Genomic DNA, 19,100 nt, shown 5'->3' on the forward strand with positions numbered 1-19,100 from the left:
GTTAATGAGATTTTCAATAGTTGTGATTGCACTCACAAAGACGGGCTAAGGGTGAGGAAGTAAAACTTTCTGCAATAGGGTTGAAATTAGTTTCGTGTCAAAATAATGACTTAACTAAAATTTAAGGGATTAACATGAATTTCTCTAAGATCGTCGGTGCGATTGGTATGCTCGCAAGCACCAGCGTCCTCGCACAAACCTCTTCACCTGACGCCATCATCAAACCGTTGATGCAGCAATATCAAATCCCTGGCATGGCGGTGGCTATTCTGCACGATGGCAAAACCGAGTTTTACAACTACGGTGTGGCATCCAAAGAGACTCAACAGCCGATTACTGCGCAGACCTTGTTTGAAATCGGGTCACTCAGCAAAACGTTTACCGCTACCTTAGCGAGCTATGCGGCTCAGCAGAAAAAACTGCAGTTTAGTGACAAAGCCAGTACATGGTTGCCCGAACTGAAGGGCAGTGCGTTTGATCAGGTGTCACTGCTAAACCTTGCTACTCACACCACAGGCACGCCGCTGTTTGTGCCGGACGATGTCACCAATCAGCAGCAGTTGATGAACTGGTACAAAAACTGGCAGCCGCCGGCTCAGCCGGGCACTCAGCGTGTCTACTCCAATCTGGGGATTGGTATGCTCGGCATGATTGCCGCCAAAAGCTTGCATCAGCCGTTTATCAGCGCGATGGAGCAGCAACTGTTACCCGCGATGGGCATGAAGCACACTTATATTCAGGTGCCTCAGTCAGAGATGGGCCAATATGCGCAAGGTTACAATAAACAAGACAAGCCGGTACGTGTGACGCCAGGCCCGTTGGATGCTGAATCGTATGGGTTGAAATCGACATCCGCTGATCTGATTCGCTGGCTGGCGATTCAACTGGATGAACAGAAGGTCGCGACGGAGTGGCAGCAGGCGATCGCCACCACGCATCAGGGCTACTACAAAACCGAGGCGTTTACGCAGGCGATGATGTGGGAATACTATCCGTTGCCTGTCTCATCAAAGCAGTTGGTGGAAGGCAACAGCGGTCAGCGCATCATGAAAGGGATGTCGGCCACGTTGATCACGCCACCGCAGGCTGCGCCACAACAGGCGTGGTATAACAAAACCGGTTCGACCAATGGTTTCTCAACCTACGCGGTGTTTATTCCGTCACAGAAGATTGCGGTGATTATGCTGGCGAATAAATGGTTCCCGAATGACGATCGCGTCATCGCGGCGGACAAAATCATTCAGATGTTGGCTCACTAACGGATTGTTGGGCGCGCCCCGACGCGCCCAATTAAATCGCAACTTACTTTCGTGCATCCAATGCGAGTTTGACGGCCATGCCCGCCAGCACCGTGCCCATCAGCCAGCGCTGCAAACACTGCCAGCTGGGGCGCGTCATTAAAAATGTCGACACCTGGCCAGCGGTAGTAATAAAAATCGCATTGACCGTCAGGCTAATCACAATTTGGGTGACGCCCAATATCAGCGACTGCATCAGCACACTACCGTGATGCGGGCTAATAAACTGCGGTAATAGCGACAGAAACATCATGGCGATTTTTGGGTTCGCGAGGTTGGTGAGGAAACCCATGGTGAACAGTTTACGCGGATTGTCGGCAGGGAGATCGCGCACGGCAAATGGCGAGCGGCCGCCAGGCTTGAGTGCCTGCCACGCAAGATACAGCAAATAGAGTGCGCCACTGAAACGCAGTGCATCATAGGCCCATGGAACGGCAAGCAACCACGCGGTGATACCCAGCGCCGCACACAGCATATAAAACACAAACCCTAACGCCACGCCGCCGAGGGAAATATAACCCGCCCGCTTGCCCTGACACAGCGAACGCGAAACCAGGTAGATCATATTGGGGCCGGGCGTAAGCACCAATCCCAACGCCACCAATGCAAAGGCTAACCAACTCGACAGTTCTGGCATGCAACACTCCTTGCGTTATTTTCGCGATTATGGCGCGAACCAGGCATATCAGGCAACGCACGTTTTCAGACTGACAACAGGAATAAGCTGCGTTACTTTGGCTCGGCTTATTTCATTTAAAAGGGAGATAAAAATGACTGTTCCTGTTGTGGCATTGCTAACGGCAAAACCGGGTTGCGAAGATAAAGCTGAGCAATTATTTCGTGGTGTGATTGAAGAGACGCTGCAAGAAGAAGGGTGTATTACCTATCAGCTAAACATTGATAGCAAAAATCCGCGCCGCTTTGTCTGGACCGAAGAGTGGGCGAGCCAGGAATTATTGGATAAGCACCTGAATGCCCCGCATATCGTTAAATTGTTCACGGATCTTGAACCACTGTTAGAACACGCGGAAGTGGTGGCATTACGCAAAGTCGCGGGTGGCAATGCGTGATAAGGAATAAGCAGACTTCGGTCTGCTTTTTATTTGTTGATATCCAGATGAGATTTCGCGTCAGAATATAAAGGAAACCAAAATGAGAACACAAAAGCGTTGCATGGGTTACGTCGCTATTGTGGTCGATGATTATGACCGCGCGATTGAATACTATACGCAAAAACTGGGATTTCATTTAATCGAAGATACCCCACAGCCGGGCAAGCGCTGGGTGGTGGTCAATCCCAATCCGCAGAGCGATTGTAACTTGCTGCTGGCGCAGGCATCGAATGAGCGCCAGCAAGGGTTTATCGGTAATCAATGCGGCGGCCGGGTGTTCCTGTTTTTACAGACGGACGACTTCTGGCGTGATTACCAGCAAATGAAAGCCAATGGCGTCACTTTCTGTGAAGAACCCCGCGAAGAAGAGTATGGCACGGTTGTGGTTTTCGAGGATTTGTACGGCAACCGTTGGGATCTTTACCAGAACAAATGATCGACCGGTCTGACTCGCCTCAAAATCCAGGTTTCATACACCGGTTAAGCGGCCGATAATGGAAGCCTGAAATGACCTGGTTTCCCACTTTAAACAGGTAGATGCGGGCGGTGAAATTCTCGTCCGCCAGCGGATCAATATATTTCCCGATAGCGGGATCCTGCGTATCAGGACCCGCAATACGAAAAGATTTGCGAGTGGAAACCGATACGGAATCAGGATGGTAGTCATAATCAAGATTCACGGTGCGATCAACATTAATCCTGCTTTCAAGCCCCTGCGGCGACATAAATGCCAGATAAGCATTTAAATGACCTTCACGACTACCGCTCAAAATATCCCAGTAGCCATGACTTACTACGGTCCGGTCAGGTTCATCATAGATGATATAGGTCTCGGCCCGGCAATCACCAGAAAATGGCCGTACAAAATAGGGCAGCGAAAACCAACCCAGCAACAATGCCAACAGGCAACATGCCGCGGAAACAGCCATTCTCATGGATGATTTCTCCCGATAACTGCAAATGTCTGGCAAGAGGTTGTCGCCAGTTCAATTTCGCCTTTGCACACAAAGAAATTAATCGCGTTGCCACGATCGGCATTAATGTAGATTCTGCTGTGCGGCGTAATGGAAACCTGCATTTTGTTAAGCCAGTAACTCACGCGTCTTGCCGAGTCATATTTGTCATTTTCCACGTATTGCGAAAACAGAAAGCTGTGCCCATCAAGCAGAAGTGGTTCGCCATACCGCAATGGGTGGATAAGTTGTTGGCCACGAATCACAGTGCCCACGATAAAAAAAAGGCAGCAAAGCAGCAGCGTAAGTACCCTGAATTTTATCTTTGTCGGTTTATTCTTAAGCGCTGATTTCGATGTGTCAGAAACAGAGATCGCTGATGTTTCTTGCTTTTGATTCAAACCATCCTGGCGTTTCGGTAACGAATAATTTTGTGAGTCTGAAACCAGAGTGATGCAACCGGGTTTTAAGCGATATCCCATGTATCCCAGTGTTTCAAGAATTTCGCCTTCTACTTCCAGTGAGGCGAGTGATTTCCGGATGCGAAAAAGGGTTTGTCGTACAGTATTATCTGAGACCACAGCACCATGGTTTCTCCAGCAAGCGTCATGTAATGCTTCTTTGGAAACGATATTACCTTCATGCTCACACAGGTACGTCAGGCATATTTTACTTTGCCTGCTAAGAATAATCTCTTTATCTTCCAGCCTGATCAGACCGGTATCGGTAAAAAAAATAATGGTCACTTCAGCCTGATCCCCACGGCGCATCTTCAACGCACACTTTTCATGCGGCTGATTATAACACGGTCTGACAAAAGGGCATGCTGATGATGACAATCAGGTAGGTAACAGCTTTGTCACAAGGTTATCTATATGATTAATATGTGAATTATCTCCATGCTGGTGACTTTTAAGTGACATTTACGCCAGTATGTTGAAAGCCTTCAATCTAGCCAATAATATCCGCATCGGATTAATCGCATGGCATCGGCTAATATCGTTCAGATGAATCTGTAATAATTGCATATTGGCGTGATCACAATTGAGGAACATCAACAATGCATAGCGTCATTAAAATAACGACAAGCAAAATCAAAAATAAAAATATCGCTATTATGACACCCAGCGCGATCACCTATTATGGTATTCGCGCCATGTTGACAACATTGAATGCTGTGACGGTGACTCACCATCCCATCCAAACCCATGATGAACAGATCAACATCATTGATAGAGATTTGGATCTGATTATTATCGATACTGAGGTTGGCAATGCAGATGTTATTTCTATGCTGATAAAATCTTACTTGCCCACAGCATCAGTGATAATTTTAACCCGCGCATCGGATGTCAGGCTATTACAAAAATATAAAAAATCAGGTGTGCAAGCCATATTAAACAGGAAATGCAATCAGCGCGAGGTTGAAGATGCGGTGACGGCAGTACTTGAACATCGAGTCTGGGGATTTGAAGTCAAACCCACTGCACCGCAAAAGGGTTCATCTTTACGACAGGTATTCTCATCAAGGATGTATGAAGAAGCGATGCTTTCACTCAGTACCACGGAAAGAACGATCATCCGCTCCATTTATCGCGGTCGTACCGTAACGGATATTGCTGTTGCCAAAGATAAAAGTATTAAAACCATTAGCAGCCAAAAACAGTCTGCAATGCGCAAACTCAATGTAAAAAATCTGGCTGAACTCCATCAGCGGTATCACGCCTGGCTGGAATAGTACCTGCCAGGCCATTTCCTTCCCACATACCACCGTCTTTTTCCTCTTGATTTCCCGACATTTTTCCTCATTTCCCGGCACCGGAGAGCCACTCCGGTGCACCTTCGGTTGGACGTTGTTCTTAATTTTTTTGTGATGGGTTTCTTAAAATCGTGCGCTGAAGTTAGGTGAAATGCCGACAGATTGTTATGAATGAAGCTAACTTAAGTTTCATTCGAAACAATCGGAGCGACAAAATGAATACATCCTTTACCTCTTTACAACAACCTGAAGATGCAAAGCAGCATATCCGCTTGATGAAACAGGTGCTCAGAGCGCAAATCGGCGATGTTGAGGGCCTGTTTGAGCAGGTCAGAAGTAAAATCCTCAGCGAAATTGCTGTAGCTCGTGAGGAAGAAGCGCGAAACGGCACGGCATGGCCACAGGTACGTTGGGATGACATTGCCGCAGGGCGCATTTCCGATGAAGTGAAGGATCACATTCGTCGTCGCGGCTGTGTGGTGGTGAAACAGACCTTTACGCGCGAGCAGGCGTTGGGCTGGGATGCGTCGATGCTGGAATACCTTGATAAAAATGATTTCGATGAAGTCTATAAAGGGCCGGGTGACAACTTCTTTGGCAGCCTCGATGCCTCACGCCCTGAAATCTATCCGATCTACTGGAGCGAAGCACAGATGTCGGCGCGTCAGAGCGACGCCATGGCACAAACCCAATCCTTCCTGAATCGCCTGTGGACCTTCGAATCCAACGGAACGCGCTGGTTTGACCCTGATGTCAGCATTATCTATCCGGATCGTATTCGCCGTCGTTTACCGGGCACCACATCAAAAGGGCTGGGCGCGCACACGGATTCCGGGGCGCTGGAACGCTGGTTACTGCCAGCTTACCAACAGGTGTTCAGCAAAATCTTTAATAACCAATTTGATCAATATGATCCCTGGGATGCGGCACATCGCACAGAAGTGAATGAATATCAGGCTGGCACCACCACCAAATGTTCAGTCTTCCGCACTTTCCAGGGGTGGACTGCGCTGTCAGACATGCAATTGGGTCAGGGCTTGTTGCATGTGGTGCCGGTTCCGGAAGCGATGGCGTATCTGTTGCTGCGTCCGCTGCTGAAAGATGTACCAGAGGATGAACTCTGCGGTGTTGCACCGGGCAAAGTATTGCCCATCTCAGAGCAGTGGCATCCTGAACTCATCAAGGGACTGTGTTCCATTCCAGCAATGGAAGCGGGTGATTCTGTCTGGTGGCACTGTGATGTCATCCATTCGGTTGCACCGGTTGAGGATCAGCAAGGTTGGGGCAATGTGATGTACATTCCGGCTGCACCCCTGTGCGAGAAGAATGCCGCTTACGCCACTCAGGTTGCTGAGGCGCTGGCAACCGGTGCCTCACCGGGTGATTTCCCGAAAGAGGACTATGAAGCCAGCTGGCGCGATCGATTCACTTTGGACGCGTTAAACAGCAACGGTCGTCGCAGTCTCGGCTTAGAGTAAGTTTCTGGTAAGCTGGATAAAATTTTAATTAAAGCAGGCACTATGAACGCACGTCATCAGCACATTATCCAACTGGTCAGCGAACGCGGCAGCGTCAGCGTCAGTGAACTGGCGCAAACCACCGGCGTTTCCGAGGTGACGGTGCGTCAGGATCTGAATGTTCTGGAAAAGGGTGGCTTTCTGCGTCGCGTGCACGGGTCAGCCGTGGCGCCAGAAAGCGATGATGTCGGTGCACGCATGCAAACGCGTTTTGCTGTCAAAAAACGTCTGGCGGAGTACGCCGCCTCGCTGGTTAACGCAGGTGAAACGGTGTTTATTGAAGGCGGCAGCACCAACGCTTTGCTGGCACGCGAGCTGAGCGAACGCGGTGATATCACGATTATCACCGTCAGCCATTACATCGCGGGATTACTGCGAGAACAGGGCGGTGATGTGATCATTCTTGGCGGGCTGTTCCAGAAGAGCAGTGAGTCGGTAGTCGGGCCGCTGACGCGATTGTGCATCCAGCACCTCAACTTCCATAAAGCCTTTATCGGTATCGACGGCTGGGATGCCATCACCGGTTTTACCGGTCGTGATATGCTGCGCTGCGACGTGGTCAACGCCATCATGGAAAAGCAGACGCACACTGTGGCGCTCACCGATTCATCAAAGTTTGGTCAGATACATCCCTTCGCTCTGGCACCGACCGTGCCCTTTAAGCAGGTGATTACAGATAGCCAACTGTCGCCGGTGTATCAGGAAATATTGCGCCAGCAGCCAATGGAGTTAACGCTGATTTAGCGGGTAAAGAGGCTAACCTGTCGGAGGAATGATGTATAACACTTACTATGGTACGCAGCGATGATGGCAGAAACTGAGGCCATCAACCTTGCCCGCGACTACGCCGAGCTGCATCGCACGGGCTGGAGTGAGAGCGATGTGCGGATTCAGCCGATTGAGCGTGAGGGCAAACAGTGTCTTGTAGTGCATTCTGCGACGGCGGATTTGAATGGACGGCACTGGATGGGATTTGAAACCACTACACCGCTTAAGTTCTATATTGATACGGATTCTGGCCAATGCTTCGGCCATGAGTATGGAAATCGTGGTCTGATTGCCGGTCGCTAATGAAGGATTCAATGTTCCCTAACATCACCTCCAAAAGACTGCACTATCGCCAGTTAGTTGCCGATGACTGGCGATTCTTTCTCTCGCTGCAACAGGATGAGCGTGTGATGCGCTATGTGGCCGATCCGCAGCCTGAAGAAGAGATTCGACGTGACAGGTTCGAGATAAGATTGCCCCACTGGCAGAAAGGCAGTGCCCATTGGCTGTGTCTGGTGATGATGGAACAGGGGCAATCAGCGCCGTTAGGCGTCACCGGATTTATCGATCGCGGTGACGGCGTGGCGGAAGTCGGTTTTTTGCTGGCAGCAGAAGCTCAGGGCAAGGGATTTGGTGCGGAATCACTTCACGATATTGCGCGTTATGCGCTGAATGAACTGGGCTTTCGCAAGCTGATTGCCACTGTGACCGCAGGAAATGAAGCCTCACGCAGGACACTATTAAAAGTGGGATTCCAGCAGGAGGGCACCTTGCGGAAAAGCTATCATCTCGCGGGTGAGTGGCGCGACGATTGGGTATTTGGATTATTCGCGGACGAATGGAGGCCACTCTAACCTGCGATTAACGCCTGTGCCGTTAATTCATCGGTAATTAATCCCGTCACCAAACCGCTGGCCAACACCGCGCGGATCGCGTCGACTTTGCTTAATCCCCCCACCAGCGCCACAATCTCGGCGCGGTGGGCAAGCTCTAGATCCACCGAGAGCGTACGCGCTGTCAGGCTGTTGTGAATCATCTGCCCACTGGCGTCAAAGAAATGACCGAGCAGCTCACCGACAGCGCCAGAAGCCGAGATATCATTGATCTCAGCTTCATCAATCATACCGGCTTCAACCAATTGCGCGGCCGGTTCCACAGTACCGATTCCCACCAGTTTCACCTCACTCTGTGCGGCCATGGCAAACACTTCGCTGACGCCGCGCTGTTTAAGCAGCACGTCGCGGTCTTCCTGAGTATTGGCGAAGAACGGCACCGGCATCATATACGCCTGCGCACCGGTCTTTTCGGCAATGCGATGCATAACATCGTGGGGATTGAGCGCATAGTTGCGCGTCAAACAGCCCAGCAGCGAAACGAAGCGCATATGCGGGGCGTCAATGCGCGAGAGTTGGTGAATAGCGGCGGAAAGGGTGCGGCCGTGTCCCAGCCCCAGGGTGATCGCAGGCTGCGACGTGAGGAGATTGCGCAGATAATCCGCGCCCGCCATACCCAGCGTTCGCACTGGCAATCCCTCTTCACCAAGGTCAGGCGCAACGTGGCAAAAACGCAGTCCGTGCTTTTCGCGCAGCTGATCTTCCAGCGCCACGCACGCCATGATATCGCCATCAATCGACACCTTCACCGCACCCTCCGCGACCATCTTGGCAATCATGCGATGGGTTTTGACAGACGGTAATCCCAGACGTTTGGCGACTTCAGCCTGGGTCAGGCCGCCCACGTAGTGCAGCCAGGCGGCACGCAGGGCTAAAGAGTCATCGCGTTCAGCGGGAGTAGGAGCCGGTTTCATGTTTCATTTCCTGATCAATAGGCTTAGGAAGCCAGATGCAAATCCTGCACGCCCGTATCAATGTGCGATGCCCAAAACGAAACGCTTTCCGCGATATCCGCCACCACCTGGCGGTCAGTGGGTTCACGCTCTTTAAAACTCAGTTCGAGGCAAATTTCGTTATCCTGCGCGCCACCGCGCGCCAGCGCGTCCAGTAGCGGCTGGGGCTGAATACGGCCGCCCGCATTGTACTGCAATGTGAAGGGTCTGTGGCCGCCTTTGTCCATCATGCTTTGTTTTATATGAATAATCGGCGAGTAGCGCGGCACCGCTTCAGCCCACGCGTAAGGGTCGTAATCACGCGGGTCGATTGAAGTGACATCGCCGTGATCGATATCCGCCATCATCCACATCGGCAGGGCAAAGGACTCACTGCTCAAACGCTGCTGCAGTGCGAGGCAAGCCGGAATGGTCTCACCAAACTCGCGTCCGATGCTCATCGGTTCCCAAAACAGGTATTTCAATCCGGCGGATTGCGCATGTTCCGCCACCTCGGCCCAGCAGTCTATCGCGATATCGATCAAGGCATCCCGCCGCGCCGCATCGTTGAAATCCTGCTGGGTGAAAATGGCGAACTGCGATCCAACTGCCTCGCCCCCCAGTTCTGCGGTGATATCGGCGAAGGTTTTGAACCAGTCAACGTAGTAGCGCCGCACGTCAGCGTCCGGATGACCAAAATGATTGAGGCGGCCATAGGGACCAGTCATACCCGATGTCACGCGCACCCCGGTTTCCCGCAACGCCTTCTGCATCTGGCGCGACATGCGGTTGATGGTGGCGGCTGGCCAGCCAGGATTGATAAATTCATGGGTTAACTGCAGATCGCGGATACGAATCTGTTGTGCCACGGTGTGAATCAGATCCTGCGGATCGGCAAAACGATTCACCAGTGGGTTGGTATTGAGAGAAAGCGTTAAGGGCATGATTACGCCTCCTTACGCAGCGGCACGGCCGCAGCATAGGTCGCGTCAAACCATTGGCTAAAGGCCTGCTGCTGAACTTCGGTCAGATGCAACTTGTGCTTAGTGCGACGCCACAGCACATCCTCCACCTGCTGCGCCCACTCATTTTCTACCAGGTAGCGCACTTCGGCTTCATACAACTGTGCGCCGAAATGGCGGCCCAGATCGTTTATCTCACGGGCGTGACCCAGCACTTTCTCAATGCGCGTGCCATACAGGCGCGCATAGTGTTTGCGTAGCGGCGCTGGTAACCATGGCCAGCGCGTTTTCACTTGCTCAAGGAAGCTCTCAAAATCGCCATTTGCCATATCACCGCCCGGCAAAGTGGCCTCGCGTGTCCAGTCTTCACCCATATCAGGGAAGAAGGGCGCAAGCTTCTGGATAGCGTGTTCTGCCAGCTTGCGGAAAGTGGTGATTTTGCCACCAAACACATGCAGCAGCGGGGCGTTTTGCTGATCGTCGAGATCGAACACGTAGTCACGCGTCACGGCAGTAGGGTTACCTTTGCCATCGTCAAACAGCGGACGCACACCCGAGAATCGGGTAATCACATCGCTGGCGCGCAGTTTTACTTTGAAGTAGCGATTCACCACATCGATAAGGTACTGCTGCTCGCTGTCATCGGCGGTCACCGCTTCCGCTTTGCCCTGCCACGGAATATCGGTGGTGCCGATCAGGGCTTTATCGCCTTCATAAGGGTTGATGAAAATGACGCGTTTATCAGTATTTTGCACCAGATACGCCTGCTGGCCTTCCCAGAATTTCGGCACGATGATGTGTGAACCTTTAACCAGCCGCACGCTTCGGTTGCTTTTGGTCTGGGTGACCTGATTTACGATATCCAGTACCCACGGGCCGGCCGCATTCACCAGCACTTTGGCATAAACCGTGCGCTGAGTACCGCTGGCCTCATCCTGAATTGTGACTTCCCACTTGCCGCTGATACGTTTGGCCGACACACAGCGGGTACGCGGCAGAATCGTGGCGCCGCGTTCCGCAGCATCCACGGCATTCAGTGCGACCAGGCGTGCATCATCGACCCAGCAATCGGAGTACTCGAAGCCTTTGCTGTAGCTATCGAGGATTGGGGCGCCTTCGGGATCGCGCATCAGATCAAGCGATCGCGTGCCGGGCAGCTTTTTGCGCCCGCCTAAATTGTCATAGAGGAACAGCCCCAAACGCACCAGCCACGCCGGACGATCGGTCGGGCTATGCGGCAACACAAAGCGCATCGGCCAGATAATATGCGGTGCGGCATTCAGCAACACTTCTCGCTCGATCAGCGCCTCGCGTACCAGTCGGAATTCATAATATTCGAGATATCGCAGCCCGCCGTGCACCAGTTTGCCCGAGCGCGAGGAGGTACCCTGTGCCAGGTCATCTTTTTCACACATCATCACGGACAAGCCACGCCCGGCCGCATCACGTGCGATGCCCGCGCCATTGATGCCACCGCCAATGACAAACAGATCCAGCGTATTTTCACTCATGGTGTACTCCTTAAAACTTATTCAGTGCATGCCAGGCGGCAGGGAGATCGCTGCGGATCTGCTGATAATGGGGAAACAGTTGGTTATAGCGCTGCGACAGTTCAGCGGAGGGCGGTTCAGGCGCATCCAGCAACGGGCGCACCCAGGTTTCCACGCACTGCGCCATGGAGGGATAGGCGCCAATCGCCACCGCTGCCATCATCGCGGCGCCCGCTGCACCGGCTTCATCACGCTGGCTGATACGCACCGGTGCGCCAATGCAGGCAGAGAGGATCTGCCGCAACGGCTGAGAACGTACCGCGCCGCCGGTAAGACGAATTTCACCCGGCAAAGTACTGCCCATCGCCTGATAACAATCACGCGCGGCCATGCCGATGCCTTCAATCACGCCGCGCACCAGGTCGGCAAAATTGTGCTGATAGTTAAGTCCGGTGAAGCTGGCGCGCGCGTCGGCGTTGACGAACGGCCCGCGTTCACCGGCAATTGAGATGTAGGGATGGAACAGCAGGGTGCCGGGTTCGGCTTTGTTGAGCCACTGGTCGATATGCGCCACTAGCCGCGCATGATCAATTTCACAGCCAAAACTGCTCAGCAACTCACTGGCCACATTCAACAGCCAGTCGAGATTGAGGGTAGACGCCATATTGGTTTGCACCTGCGTCACATAGCCCGGCCAGGGCAGCGGAATCACATAGCCAGTTTGCGCTGGATTCAACCACACCTCATCAATGGTCACACTGCGCAGATGCACCCCGGTAGAGCCGACAATTGAGCAGGCGGTATGGGCTTCGCCGGTATGCACGCCTGCGCCCAGCGCGGTCATTGCCATATCCACGTAACCCAGCGAAATCGGTGTACCCGCGCGCAGGCCGGTGAGCGCAGCGGCCTCTGCTGTTAACGGATGAGTGATTTGCGTGCCATCGATAATTTCCGGCAGCAGATGACGTCGATGTTCCAGTCCCAGCGCCGCGATGACGTTGTCGTCATAACGCTGGGTGCGGAAGTTACCAAAAGTGAAGCTGGCCTCGGAAGGATCGGTGGCACGAATGCCAGTGAGATTTAGGTAAAGCCAATCTTTGCAATGCAGCGCCACTTCACTCTTTTCCAGCAGCTGCGGAAAGTGCTGGTCCATATGCGCCATCTGTGAACCCTGCTGGCAGGTATTCAGCCCGGTACCCGTGGCCTTAAAACGCTCTGCTGCAAGGGCGTGCTGGTTTAGGGCATCAACGGTGTGTGCCGCACGCGCATCCAGCCAAATCCAGGCATCCTCTACCGGCTGATTATTGGCGCCCACCAGCCAGGTGCCATCCCCTTGTGCGGTGACGGCCACGGCCACCACGCGGGAAGAGAGATTTTCCACACGCTCGCCCAGTTTCCGTATCGCGTCCACGGCATCTTGCCAGGTCTGCGACATGGATTGCTGCGCGGCACCACCTTCGCTACGGTAATAGCGGTTACGCACGGAGGCGCACGCCAGCTGTGTGCCTTCCAGATCAAACGCCACCGCTTTCACCACGGAGGTGCCGGAATCCAGACCCAGAATGATATCGCTGTTACCCACGTACACCTCCGAAGGGAAGAAAAGTTGACCCATCACGTCGTGTTAATTCCCTGTGATGAATTTGCTAAATAATGTCTTACACCACTTCTCATGGAGATAACATATCTCATGTATTATTTTTCGATAAAATGAATAAATTTCACTTCAGTTAGCGAGTTTGATCACGAAAATGGCAGTAGTACACGACAATATGAAATGAGATATCACATGAAGAAGGCTTGTATGGCGTGCTTTTATTAGCGATGAAGGCGTTAAGGTGTGAATTTAGCGATCCAGATCGCGCTCCTGAAAAATTCGTGAACCCCCTGTTGACAATTTAGTCACATCAGCACAATCCTCATCACAAGAGTTATCACATTTATAACATTTAATGCGGCGATTATCGCAGCAGATAACAGTGAGAGGTCACGTTATGTCCGATGTCTCAATGCTGGCACAGCAGCTCTCCCGCAAGCGCATCCGCCGCTACAGCATCATCGGTGTTGTGGTGGTTGCGGTGATTGCCGCCATGGCCATTGACACCAAAGTGGTGAAAATCGGTTCCGAGCAAGATGTGCAAGAGCAAGGTTTCTCGCCGGATAGCTACGGGGAGAAAACCTTCCCCGGTATTCAGCAGGATGTGGAAGCGCGTGCGGTGGATGCCAAAACCCTCGCCGATGCGCTGAAAGCCAATCAACAGGAAGCGGTACAGAAATACGGTGTGGGTTCGCCGCTCCCGGTGATCCCCGTCAAGCTGGAAGGCGTGGTGCAACCTGGTCAAATGGGCATTTTCCCACTGAAAGTGGCCGGTTTACCGGAAGGAAATGTGATTCGCCTGCAAACGGGCCCGGCCATTACCGGCACCGATTTACGTGATGCCAGCGGAAAAATCCAGTTCGGCGATTTTACCAACCAGATTGAGTATCAAAACGCCGGTTCGGCGATCAATCGCGCCATGAAAGCCAAAGTACTGGATAAGTTGGATCGCGATGCGCTGCCCGGGAAAACCGTGCAGGTGGTCGGGGTGTTCCGTTTGCTCGCGCCGAATAACTGGATGGTGACGCCAGTCAGTCTGGAGGTGAAATGAAACCATTCAATGTTAACCCGGCGCTACTGAAAGGCGAAGTGATCCTTGAAGCACGCAACATCAGCAAGATCTATGGATCGACCCATGCACTCAAAGGCGTGAATTTTGAGATCCGTCGCGGTGAAGTCACCACGTTGTTTGGTGAAAACGGCGCAGGTAAATCCACGCTAATGAAAATTTTGTCGGGCGTCATTACGCCAACATCCGGGGAAATTCTCTATAACGGCGAAGAGAAAGTGTTTCGCTCCGCCACTGAAGCACGCGATTGCGGCATCTCGATTATCCATCAGGAGCTGAATCTCGCTCCCAACATGAACGTGCGCGACAACATCTTTATGGGGCGCGAAATCATGAAGCCGGGTGGGGTGGACTACGCGGAAGAAGCCCGCATAACCGCCCATCTGATGGCGGCGCTGGAGGAGGAAATTGACCCGCTGACGCCGGTGGAAAACCTGCGTCTGGGCCAACAACAGATTGTCGAAATCGCCCGTGCATTGTCGGTGAATTCACAGATTCTGATCATGGATGAACCGACATCGGCGCTCAGTGCTGCGGAAGTCGCGGTGCTGTTCCAGGTGATCCGCGATCTCACCAGTCAGGGTGTAGCCATTGTATACATCTCACATCATCTCGAAGAGGCACTGGAGATCACCGATCGCGCCGTGGTGCTGCGTGATGGCGTAATGACCGCGTACGCGAAACGCGATGAGATCGATCTCGAATGGATCGTGCGCAATATGGTAGGCGATCACTTTGACCTGGGGTCGCCGCCGCAAGGTTATGAGTTTGGTGACCAGGCGTTGACCGTGCAAGACCTGACGGTGAAAAGCAAAACCGGGATTCGGCTGGTGGATAACCTCTCGCTGTCAGTGAAAGCCGGTGAAATTGTCTGCATCTATGGCCTGATGGGCGCGGGGCGCACCGAACTGCTGGAGTGTATCGCCGGGCGTATTCATCAAAGCCAGGGCCGCGTTCTTTTGCAGGATACCGATGTCAGCGGCTTAACCATTCAACAACGTATTCAAATCGGCCTTGCGTTGGTGCCCGAAGATCGGCAACGCGACGGTTTGGTGCAAACCATGTCAGTGGGCGAAAACCTGTCGCTCGCCAGTATCAGCGAATTTGTGCGCGGTTTGGTGCTGTCACCGCGACGTGAAAAGCAGCTGGTGACGGACAGTATTCGCAACGTCACGGTGAAAACCGCTGGCGGCGAGGCGGCCATCGGATCGCTCTCCGGTGGCAATCAACAAAAAGTGGTGATCGGCAAAATGCTGGCCACCCGTCCCAAAGTGATTCTGCTGGATGAACCCAGCCGCGGCATTGATATCGGTGCCAAAGCGGAAGTGTTTCGTCTGCTGGCGGAAAACGCCAAAAAGGGGCTGGCGGTGGTGTATACCACCTCGGAAGTGGGCGAATGCCTGAGTATTGCGCATCGCATTGTGGTGATGAGCAAAGGGCGCATTAACGCCATTTTCGATTCCAGCGTGAGTAAAGAACGCATTATGGCCGCTTCAGGCGAGTCTCTGGTGGCATGACATGAAAAACGGAGCAAACGGTATGACAGACAGAACACACACGCTGGATTCGCCACCCGTCGCGAGTAAAAAGAAAACCGATAAAAGTCTCAATCTGGCGCGATTGCTGCTGGAAGGGCGTGCGTTTATTGCGTTGCTGGTGATTATTATCACCTTTTCCTTGCTCTCGCCTAACTACTTTACCGGCGCCAATTTCCTGACCATGGCTTCGCATGTGGCGATTTTTGGCTTACCCGCCATTGGCATGTTGCTGGTGATCCTCAATGGCGGTATTGACTTATCCGTTGGTTCAACGCTGGGTCTGGCTGGCGTGATGGCCGGCTTTATGATGCAGGGGATTAACCTCGACGCGCCAGGTGTCGTGCTGTATCTGCCCGTGTGGGCGGTGGCGATATTGACGCTGGTGATTGGCGCGCTGGTGGGATTGGTGAATGGCGTGCTGATTGCCTGGTTCCGCGTTCCGGCGTTTGTTGCCACGCTCGGCACCATGTATGTGGCACGCGGTATCGCATTGCTGATCACCAATGGTCTGACCTACAACAAACTCTCTGGAAGTGATGCGCTGGGCAACACCGGCTTTGACTGGCTCGGCTTCAATCGCATCTTCAACATCCCGGTCGGTGTGCTGGTGCTGGGTGTGGTAGCACTGGCCTGTGGTTTCCTGCTGAGTCGTTCGGCGTTTGGCCGCTGGCTCTATGCCTCGGGTGGTAACGAGCGCGCCGCCGATCTCTCCGGCGTACCGGTGAAACGTATCAAAATCAGCGTTTATGTGTTGTCGGGTATCTGTGCCGCGATGGCGGGGCTGGTGCTCTCTTCCCAGCTCACCTCCGCTGGCCCAACAGCGGGTACCACCTATGAACTGACCGCGATTGCTGCGGTGGTGATTGGCGGAGCGGCCCTCACCGGTGGTCGCGGTAATGTGCGCGGCACGCTGCTGGGGGCTTTTGTAATCGGTTTTCTCTCTGATGGCTTAGTGATTATCGGCGTTTCTGCCTACTGGCAGACGGTGTTCACTGGCGCCGTGATTGTGCTGGCGGTATTGCTCAACACCCTGCAATACGGCAAACGCAGTCGCTAACTCACGCGCGCTGCCATACAGCGCGCGGTTATCCGTAAAACCTGTACCCTAAATAATAACGGAGCACCTATGTTCACAAAACGTTTGTTTATTGCTGCCGCAGCGATGGCGATCACCACCTTCGCTGCACCGACCTGGGCGGATAACGGGTTGATGACCATCATCGTCAACGATCCATCCAACCCTTACTGGCTGACAGAAGGTCAGGTCGCGCAAAAAGCCGCTGAAAAACTTGGCTACAGCGCAAAAGTCAGCGCGCACAAAGGTGATACCAACACCGAAAGCCAGCTGATTGATACGGCGATCACCAACAAATCCAAGGCGATTATTCTTGATCCGGCTAACGCCGATGGTTCTGTCGGTTCAGTGAAAAAAGCCATCGCGGCGAATATCCCGGTGTTTATCATCAACGCCGAGCTGAATCAGAGCGGATTGGCCAAAGCGCAGTTGGTTTCTAACAATGCGCAGGGCGCGGCGGTGGGCGCGATGGAGTGGGTGAAACAGGTAGGCGATACCGCCAACTATGTTGAATTAGTGGGCCCGCCATCCGATAACAACGCGGCAACGCGTGCCAATGGTTTTGATACCGTGTTGTCACAGTACCCGACGCTGAAGAAAGTGGGTCAGGAAGTCGCCAACTGGGACCGTACCCAGGGCTTCAACAAGATGCAGTCACTGCTGCAGGCTAACCCGAACATCAAAGGCGTGATCAGCGGCAACGATGAAATGGCGCTGGGGGCGATTGCCGCACTGAAAGAAGCCGGTAAGCTTAACCAGATCAAAGTGGGTGGTTTTGATGGCTCGCCGGATGCCGTTGATGCCGTAAAAGCCGGTACGCTGGCGTATACCGTGATGCAGCCCGTGGCGCAGTTCGCGCAGAAAGCGGTAGAGCAGGCTGACAGCTTCCTGAAAACCGGTAAAACCGGCGCAGCATCGGAAAAACAGCTGTTTGACTGCATTTTGATCACCAAAGAGAACGCGGGCAATTTCGTATCACCGTTTGTATTGAAGCAGTAATGCATGACGTGCGGCTTTCGGGCCGCATACTGCTCAGCGGACGCACTCCGGTGCGTCGCTGTAACCCTTCTCGTGAGTCCAAACACCACACCATTTGCAAAAGGCGCGTTTCCGCGTTGTAATCACCTGGAACCCGCATTTCTGCATCACTTTCTGGACGAAATATGGCGCACAACCCGCAGGACTCTTCTCTCAACGTCTTCATGGCCGAACCCTTACCCAGCGACAGTCGTCAGGCGCGGCAGTTGGCGCGACGCCAGTTGATCGCGGAAGCCGTGATGGCAGAAGGCGCTATTCGCATTGAAGATATTACCGACCGTTTCGGCATCAGTCTGATGACCGCGCACCGTGATATTGATGAGATGGTCGAACGCGGATTGCTGCATAAATCGCGCGGGGTGGTCTCCGCCACGCCAACCAGCCTGGTCGAGTCCAGCGATATCTACCGCGCGACGCGTCAACTGGAAGAGAAGCAAGCCATCGCTGAGGTGGCGGCCACTTACCTGGAGCCAGGACAGGCGATCTTCCTCGATGATTCCACCACGGTATTGCAGATGGCGCGCTTGTTACACGCGCGCGCCCCGTTAACGGTGATCACCAACTCACTGACGCTGATGAATGAGTTGCGCAACGGGCGCGATATCACGCTGATGGGATTAGGCGGTCAGTTTTATCACTGGTGCAATGCGTTTATGGGCCGCATGACGCGAGATGAAATTGCCAGTCTGCGCGCCGATGTGTTCTTCGTCAGTATGTCAGCGATCATTGATGACACGGTGTTTCATCAGTCAGCGGAAACCGTCGAAACCAAACGAGCGATGTTTGATGCTGCACAGAAACGTATTTTGATGATGGATAACACCAAATTTGAACGCCGGGCGCTGCATCGTTTTGCCCATCTCAGCGAGTTTGATGTGGTGATTGTCAACCAGGGTACGCCGGTGCCCGTGCTGCGACGGATGCAGGATCTGGGTGTGAACGTCGTGGTTGCGCCGATGAAGATCCACACGACCACACGCGAAGAAGTCTGATAATCCCTGCGAATTTATTCCCTCAGATAACCTGAGGCACTCACTGTCGGCTGCGACAGTGGTGCATCGGCCTGTACAAATGCGTTTGACAACACTATCTACCTACT

General features: G+C 53.1%; 20 protein-coding genes. 13 read left to right on the forward strand and 7 right to left on the reverse strand.

Features of this window, described 5'->3' with window-relative positions; translation table 11 throughout:
• Nucleotides 1–134 precede the first annotated feature (134 nt).
• Nucleotides 135–1,259, forward strand: a complete 1,125-nt coding sequence (ampC, locus tag F3J37_RS00100) for a class C beta-lactamase (protein WP_166931008.1) — start codon at nucleotides 135–137, stop codon at nucleotides 1,257–1,259.
• A 43-nt stretch (nucleotides 1,260–1,302) separates the two neighbouring features.
• On the opposite strand, the gene F3J37_RS00105 is transcribed toward ampC, so the two are convergent.
• Entirely contained in the window at nucleotides 1,303–1,935 is a 633-nt protein-coding gene (locus tag F3J37_RS00105; RefSeq protein ID WP_166931010.1) for a LysE family translocator, read from the reverse strand.
• 133 nt (nucleotides 1,936–2,068) lie between these two features.
• On the opposite strand from F3J37_RS00105, the gene F3J37_RS00110 reads away from it, so the two are divergent.
• Complete coding sequence (locus F3J37_RS00110; protein ID WP_166931013.1) at nucleotides 2,069–2,368, forward strand: putative quinol monooxygenase; 300 nt, start codon at nucleotides 2,069–2,071, stop codon at nucleotides 2,366–2,368.
• Between the two features lie 82 nt (nucleotides 2,369–2,450).
• Nucleotides 2,451–2,846, forward strand: a complete 396-nt coding sequence (locus F3J37_RS00115; RefSeq protein ID WP_038646949.1) for a VOC family protein — start codon at nucleotides 2,451–2,453, stop codon at nucleotides 2,844–2,846.
• A 19-nt stretch (nucleotides 2,847–2,865) separates the two neighbouring features.
• On the opposite strand, the gene F3J37_RS00120 is transcribed toward F3J37_RS00115, so the two are convergent.
• A complete protein-coding gene (locus tag F3J37_RS00120; RefSeq protein ID WP_166931016.1) occupies nucleotides 2,866–3,345 on the reverse strand; it encodes a hypothetical protein in 480 nt (159 codons plus the stop codon).
• The gene (locus tag F3J37_RS00125) at nucleotides 3,342–4,133 is read right to left on the reverse strand and encodes a winged helix-turn-helix domain-containing protein (RefSeq protein ID WP_240154052.1); all 792 of its coding nucleotides are present in this window, start codon (nucleotides 4,131–4,133) and stop codon (nucleotides 3,342–3,344) included. Before F3J37_RS00125 ends, F3J37_RS00120 begins: the two co-directional genes overlap by 4 nt.
• A gap of 290 nt (nucleotides 4,134–4,423) precedes the next feature.
• On the opposite strand from F3J37_RS00125, the gene F3J37_RS00130 reads away from it, so the two are divergent.
• From F3J37_RS00130 to F3J37_RS00150, 5 genes are all read left to right on the forward strand, one after another.
• Nucleotides 4,424–5,101, forward strand: a complete 678-nt coding sequence (locus F3J37_RS00130; protein ID WP_166931022.1) for a LuxR C-terminal-related transcriptional regulator — start codon at nucleotides 4,424–4,426, stop codon at nucleotides 5,099–5,101.
• A gap of 236 nt (nucleotides 5,102–5,337) precedes the next feature.
• Nucleotides 5,338–6,600 (forward strand): DUF1479 domain-containing protein, encoded by a 1,263-nt coding sequence (locus tag F3J37_RS00135; protein WP_166931025.1) that lies wholly within the window; start codon nucleotides 5,338–5,340, stop codon nucleotides 6,598–6,600.
• 42 nt (nucleotides 6,601–6,642) lie between these two features.
• On the forward strand, nucleotides 6,643–7,383 hold the full coding sequence (locus F3J37_RS00140; RefSeq protein ID WP_034823463.1) for a DeoR/GlpR family DNA-binding transcription regulator: 741 nt from the start codon (nucleotides 6,643–6,645) through the stop codon (nucleotides 7,381–7,383).
• A gap of 63 nt (nucleotides 7,384–7,446) precedes the next feature.
• Nucleotides 7,447–7,710, forward strand: coding sequence for a hypothetical protein (locus F3J37_RS00145; RefSeq protein WP_166931029.1), 264 nt, complete (start codon nucleotides 7,447–7,449; stop codon nucleotides 7,708–7,710).
• 11 nt (nucleotides 7,711–7,721) lie between these two features.
• On the forward strand, nucleotides 7,722–8,261 hold the full coding sequence (locus tag F3J37_RS00150; protein WP_166931031.1) for a GNAT family N-acetyltransferase: 540 nt from the start codon (nucleotides 7,722–7,724) through the stop codon (nucleotides 8,259–8,261).
• Here F3J37_RS00150 and F3J37_RS00155 read toward each other — a convergent pair.
• From F3J37_RS00155 to F3J37_RS00170, 4 genes are read right to left on the reverse strand one after another with little or no spacing between them, the layout of a single operon-like run.
• Nucleotides 8,258–9,214 carry a sugar-binding transcriptional regulator gene (locus F3J37_RS00155; protein WP_097117121.1) on the reverse strand — a complete coding sequence of 319 codons (957 nt, stop codon included), beginning with the start codon at nucleotides 9,212–9,214 and terminating at the stop codon, nucleotides 8,258–8,260. The two genes, F3J37_RS00150 and F3J37_RS00155, sit on opposite strands and share 4 nt — an antisense overlap.
• Nucleotides 9,215–9,237: 23 nt before the next feature.
• On the reverse strand, nucleotides 9,238–10,176 hold the full coding sequence (locus F3J37_RS00160) for a sugar phosphate isomerase/epimerase family protein (RefSeq protein ID WP_166931034.1): 939 nt from the start codon (nucleotides 10,174–10,176) through the stop codon (nucleotides 9,238–9,240).
• Between the two features lie 2 nt (nucleotides 10,177–10,178).
• Complete coding sequence (locus F3J37_RS00165; protein WP_166931037.1) at nucleotides 10,179–11,705, reverse strand: glycerol-3-phosphate dehydrogenase; 1,527 nt, start codon at nucleotides 11,703–11,705, stop codon at nucleotides 10,179–10,181.
• Between the two features lie 10 nt (nucleotides 11,706–11,715).
• Nucleotides 11,716–13,299, reverse strand: coding sequence for an FGGY-family carbohydrate kinase (locus tag F3J37_RS00170; protein WP_205298843.1), 1,584 nt, complete (start codon nucleotides 13,297–13,299; stop codon nucleotides 11,716–11,718).
• 379 nt (nucleotides 13,300–13,678) lie between these two features.
• Here F3J37_RS00170 and F3J37_RS00175 point away from each other — a divergent pair, with 379 nt between their 5' ends.
• The 5 genes from F3J37_RS00175 to F3J37_RS00195 all read left to right on the forward strand — a co-directional run bounded on the left by F3J37_RS00175 (nucleotide 13,679) and on the right by F3J37_RS00195 (nucleotide 18,993).
• Nucleotides 13,679–14,332 (forward strand): DUF2291 domain-containing protein, encoded by a 654-nt coding sequence (locus F3J37_RS00175; protein ID WP_160832933.1) that lies wholly within the window; start codon nucleotides 13,679–13,681, stop codon nucleotides 14,330–14,332.
• Nucleotides 14,329–15,867, forward strand: a complete 1,539-nt coding sequence (locus F3J37_RS00180) for a sugar ABC transporter ATP-binding protein (RefSeq protein WP_058960532.1) — start codon at nucleotides 14,329–14,331, stop codon at nucleotides 15,865–15,867. Before F3J37_RS00175 ends, F3J37_RS00180 begins: the two co-directional genes overlap by 4 nt.
• Before the next feature lie 22 nt (nucleotides 15,868–15,889).
• The gene (locus tag F3J37_RS00185) at nucleotides 15,890–16,945 is read left to right on the forward strand and encodes an ABC transporter permease (protein ID WP_205298831.1); all 1,056 of its coding nucleotides are present in this window, start codon (nucleotides 15,890–15,892) and stop codon (nucleotides 16,943–16,945) included.
• A 69-nt stretch (nucleotides 16,946–17,014) separates the two neighbouring features.
• On the forward strand, nucleotides 17,015–17,962 hold the full coding sequence (locus tag F3J37_RS00190; RefSeq protein WP_034823484.1) for a D-ribose ABC transporter substrate-binding protein: 948 nt from the start codon (nucleotides 17,015–17,017) through the stop codon (nucleotides 17,960–17,962).
• A 164-nt stretch (nucleotides 17,963–18,126) separates the two neighbouring features.
• A complete protein-coding gene (locus F3J37_RS00195; protein WP_166931043.1) occupies nucleotides 18,127–18,993 on the forward strand; it encodes a DeoR/GlpR family DNA-binding transcription regulator in 867 nt (288 codons plus the stop codon).
• Nucleotides 18,994–19,100 lie beyond the last annotated feature (107 nt).

The organism is Candidatus Pantoea communis (genome assembly GCF_011752685.1).
GTDB classification, from domain to species: domain Bacteria; phylum Pseudomonadota; class Gammaproteobacteria; order Enterobacterales; family Enterobacteriaceae; genus Pantoea; species Pantoea communis.

Excerpts from the sequence above, each read along its gene's own strand:
- F3J37_RS00175 (WP_160832933.1), top strand. The coding sequence starts at position 13,679 with ATGTCCGATGTCTCAATGCTGGCACAGCAGCTCTCCCGCAAGCGCATC.
- F3J37_RS00105 (WP_166931010.1), bottom strand. The coding sequence starts at position 1,935 with ATGCCAGAACTGTCGAGTTGGTTAGCCTTTGCATTGGTGGCGTTGGGA.
- F3J37_RS00165 (WP_166931037.1), bottom strand. The coding sequence starts at position 11,705 with ATGAGTGAAAATACGCTGGATCTGTTTGTCATTGGCGGTGGCATCAAT.
- F3J37_RS00125 (WP_240154052.1), bottom strand. The coding sequence starts at position 4,133 with ATGCGCCGTGGGGATCAGGCTGAAGTGACCATTATTTTTTTTACCGAT.
- F3J37_RS00145 (WP_166931029.1), top strand. The coding sequence starts at position 7,447 with ATGGCAGAAACTGAGGCCATCAACCTTGCCCGCGACTACGCCGAGCTG.
- F3J37_RS00135 (WP_166931025.1), top strand. The coding sequence starts at position 5,338 with ATGAATACATCCTTTACCTCTTTACAACAACCTGAAGATGCAAAGCAG.
- F3J37_RS00130 (WP_166931022.1), top strand. The coding sequence starts at position 4,424 with ATGCATAGCGTCATTAAAATAACGACAAGCAAAATCAAAAATAAAAAT.
- F3J37_RS00160 (WP_166931034.1), bottom strand. The coding sequence starts at position 10,176 with ATGCCCTTAACGCTTTCTCTCAATACCAACCCACTGGTGAATCGTTTT.
- F3J37_RS00170 (WP_205298843.1), bottom strand. The coding sequence starts at position 13,299 with ATGGGTCAACTTTTCTTCCCTTCGGAGGTGTACGTGGGTAACAGCGAT.
- F3J37_RS00150 (WP_166931031.1), top strand. The coding sequence starts at position 7,722 with ATGTTCCCTAACATCACCTCCAAAAGACTGCACTATCGCCAGTTAGTT.
- F3J37_RS00195 (WP_166931043.1), top strand. The coding sequence starts at position 18,127 with ATGGCGCACAACCCGCAGGACTCTTCTCTCAACGTCTTCATGGCCGAA.
- F3J37_RS00190 (WP_034823484.1), top strand. The coding sequence starts at position 17,015 with ATGTTCACAAAACGTTTGTTTATTGCTGCCGCAGCGATGGCGATCACC.
- F3J37_RS00155 (WP_097117121.1), bottom strand. The coding sequence starts at position 9,214 with ATGAAACCGGCTCCTACTCCCGCTGAACGCGATGACTCTTTAGCCCTG.
- F3J37_RS00115 (WP_038646949.1), top strand. The coding sequence starts at position 2,451 with ATGAGAACACAAAAGCGTTGCATGGGTTACGTCGCTATTGTGGTCGAT.
- F3J37_RS00120 (WP_166931016.1), bottom strand. The coding sequence starts at position 3,345 with ATGAGAATGGCTGTTTCCGCGGCATGTTGCCTGTTGGCATTGTTGCTG.
- F3J37_RS00140 (WP_034823463.1), top strand. The coding sequence starts at position 6,643 with ATGAACGCACGTCATCAGCACATTATCCAACTGGTCAGCGAACGCGGC.
- ampC (WP_166931008.1), top strand. The coding sequence starts at position 135 with ATGAATTTCTCTAAGATCGTCGGTGCGATTGGTATGCTCGCAAGCACC.
- F3J37_RS00185 (WP_205298831.1), top strand. The coding sequence starts at position 15,890 with ATGACAGACAGAACACACACGCTGGATTCGCCACCCGTCGCGAGTAAA.
- F3J37_RS00180 (WP_058960532.1), top strand. The coding sequence starts at position 14,329 with ATGAAACCATTCAATGTTAACCCGGCGCTACTGAAAGGCGAAGTGATC.
- F3J37_RS00110 (WP_166931013.1), top strand. The coding sequence starts at position 2,069 with ATGACTGTTCCTGTTGTGGCATTGCTAACGGCAAAACCGGGTTGCGAA.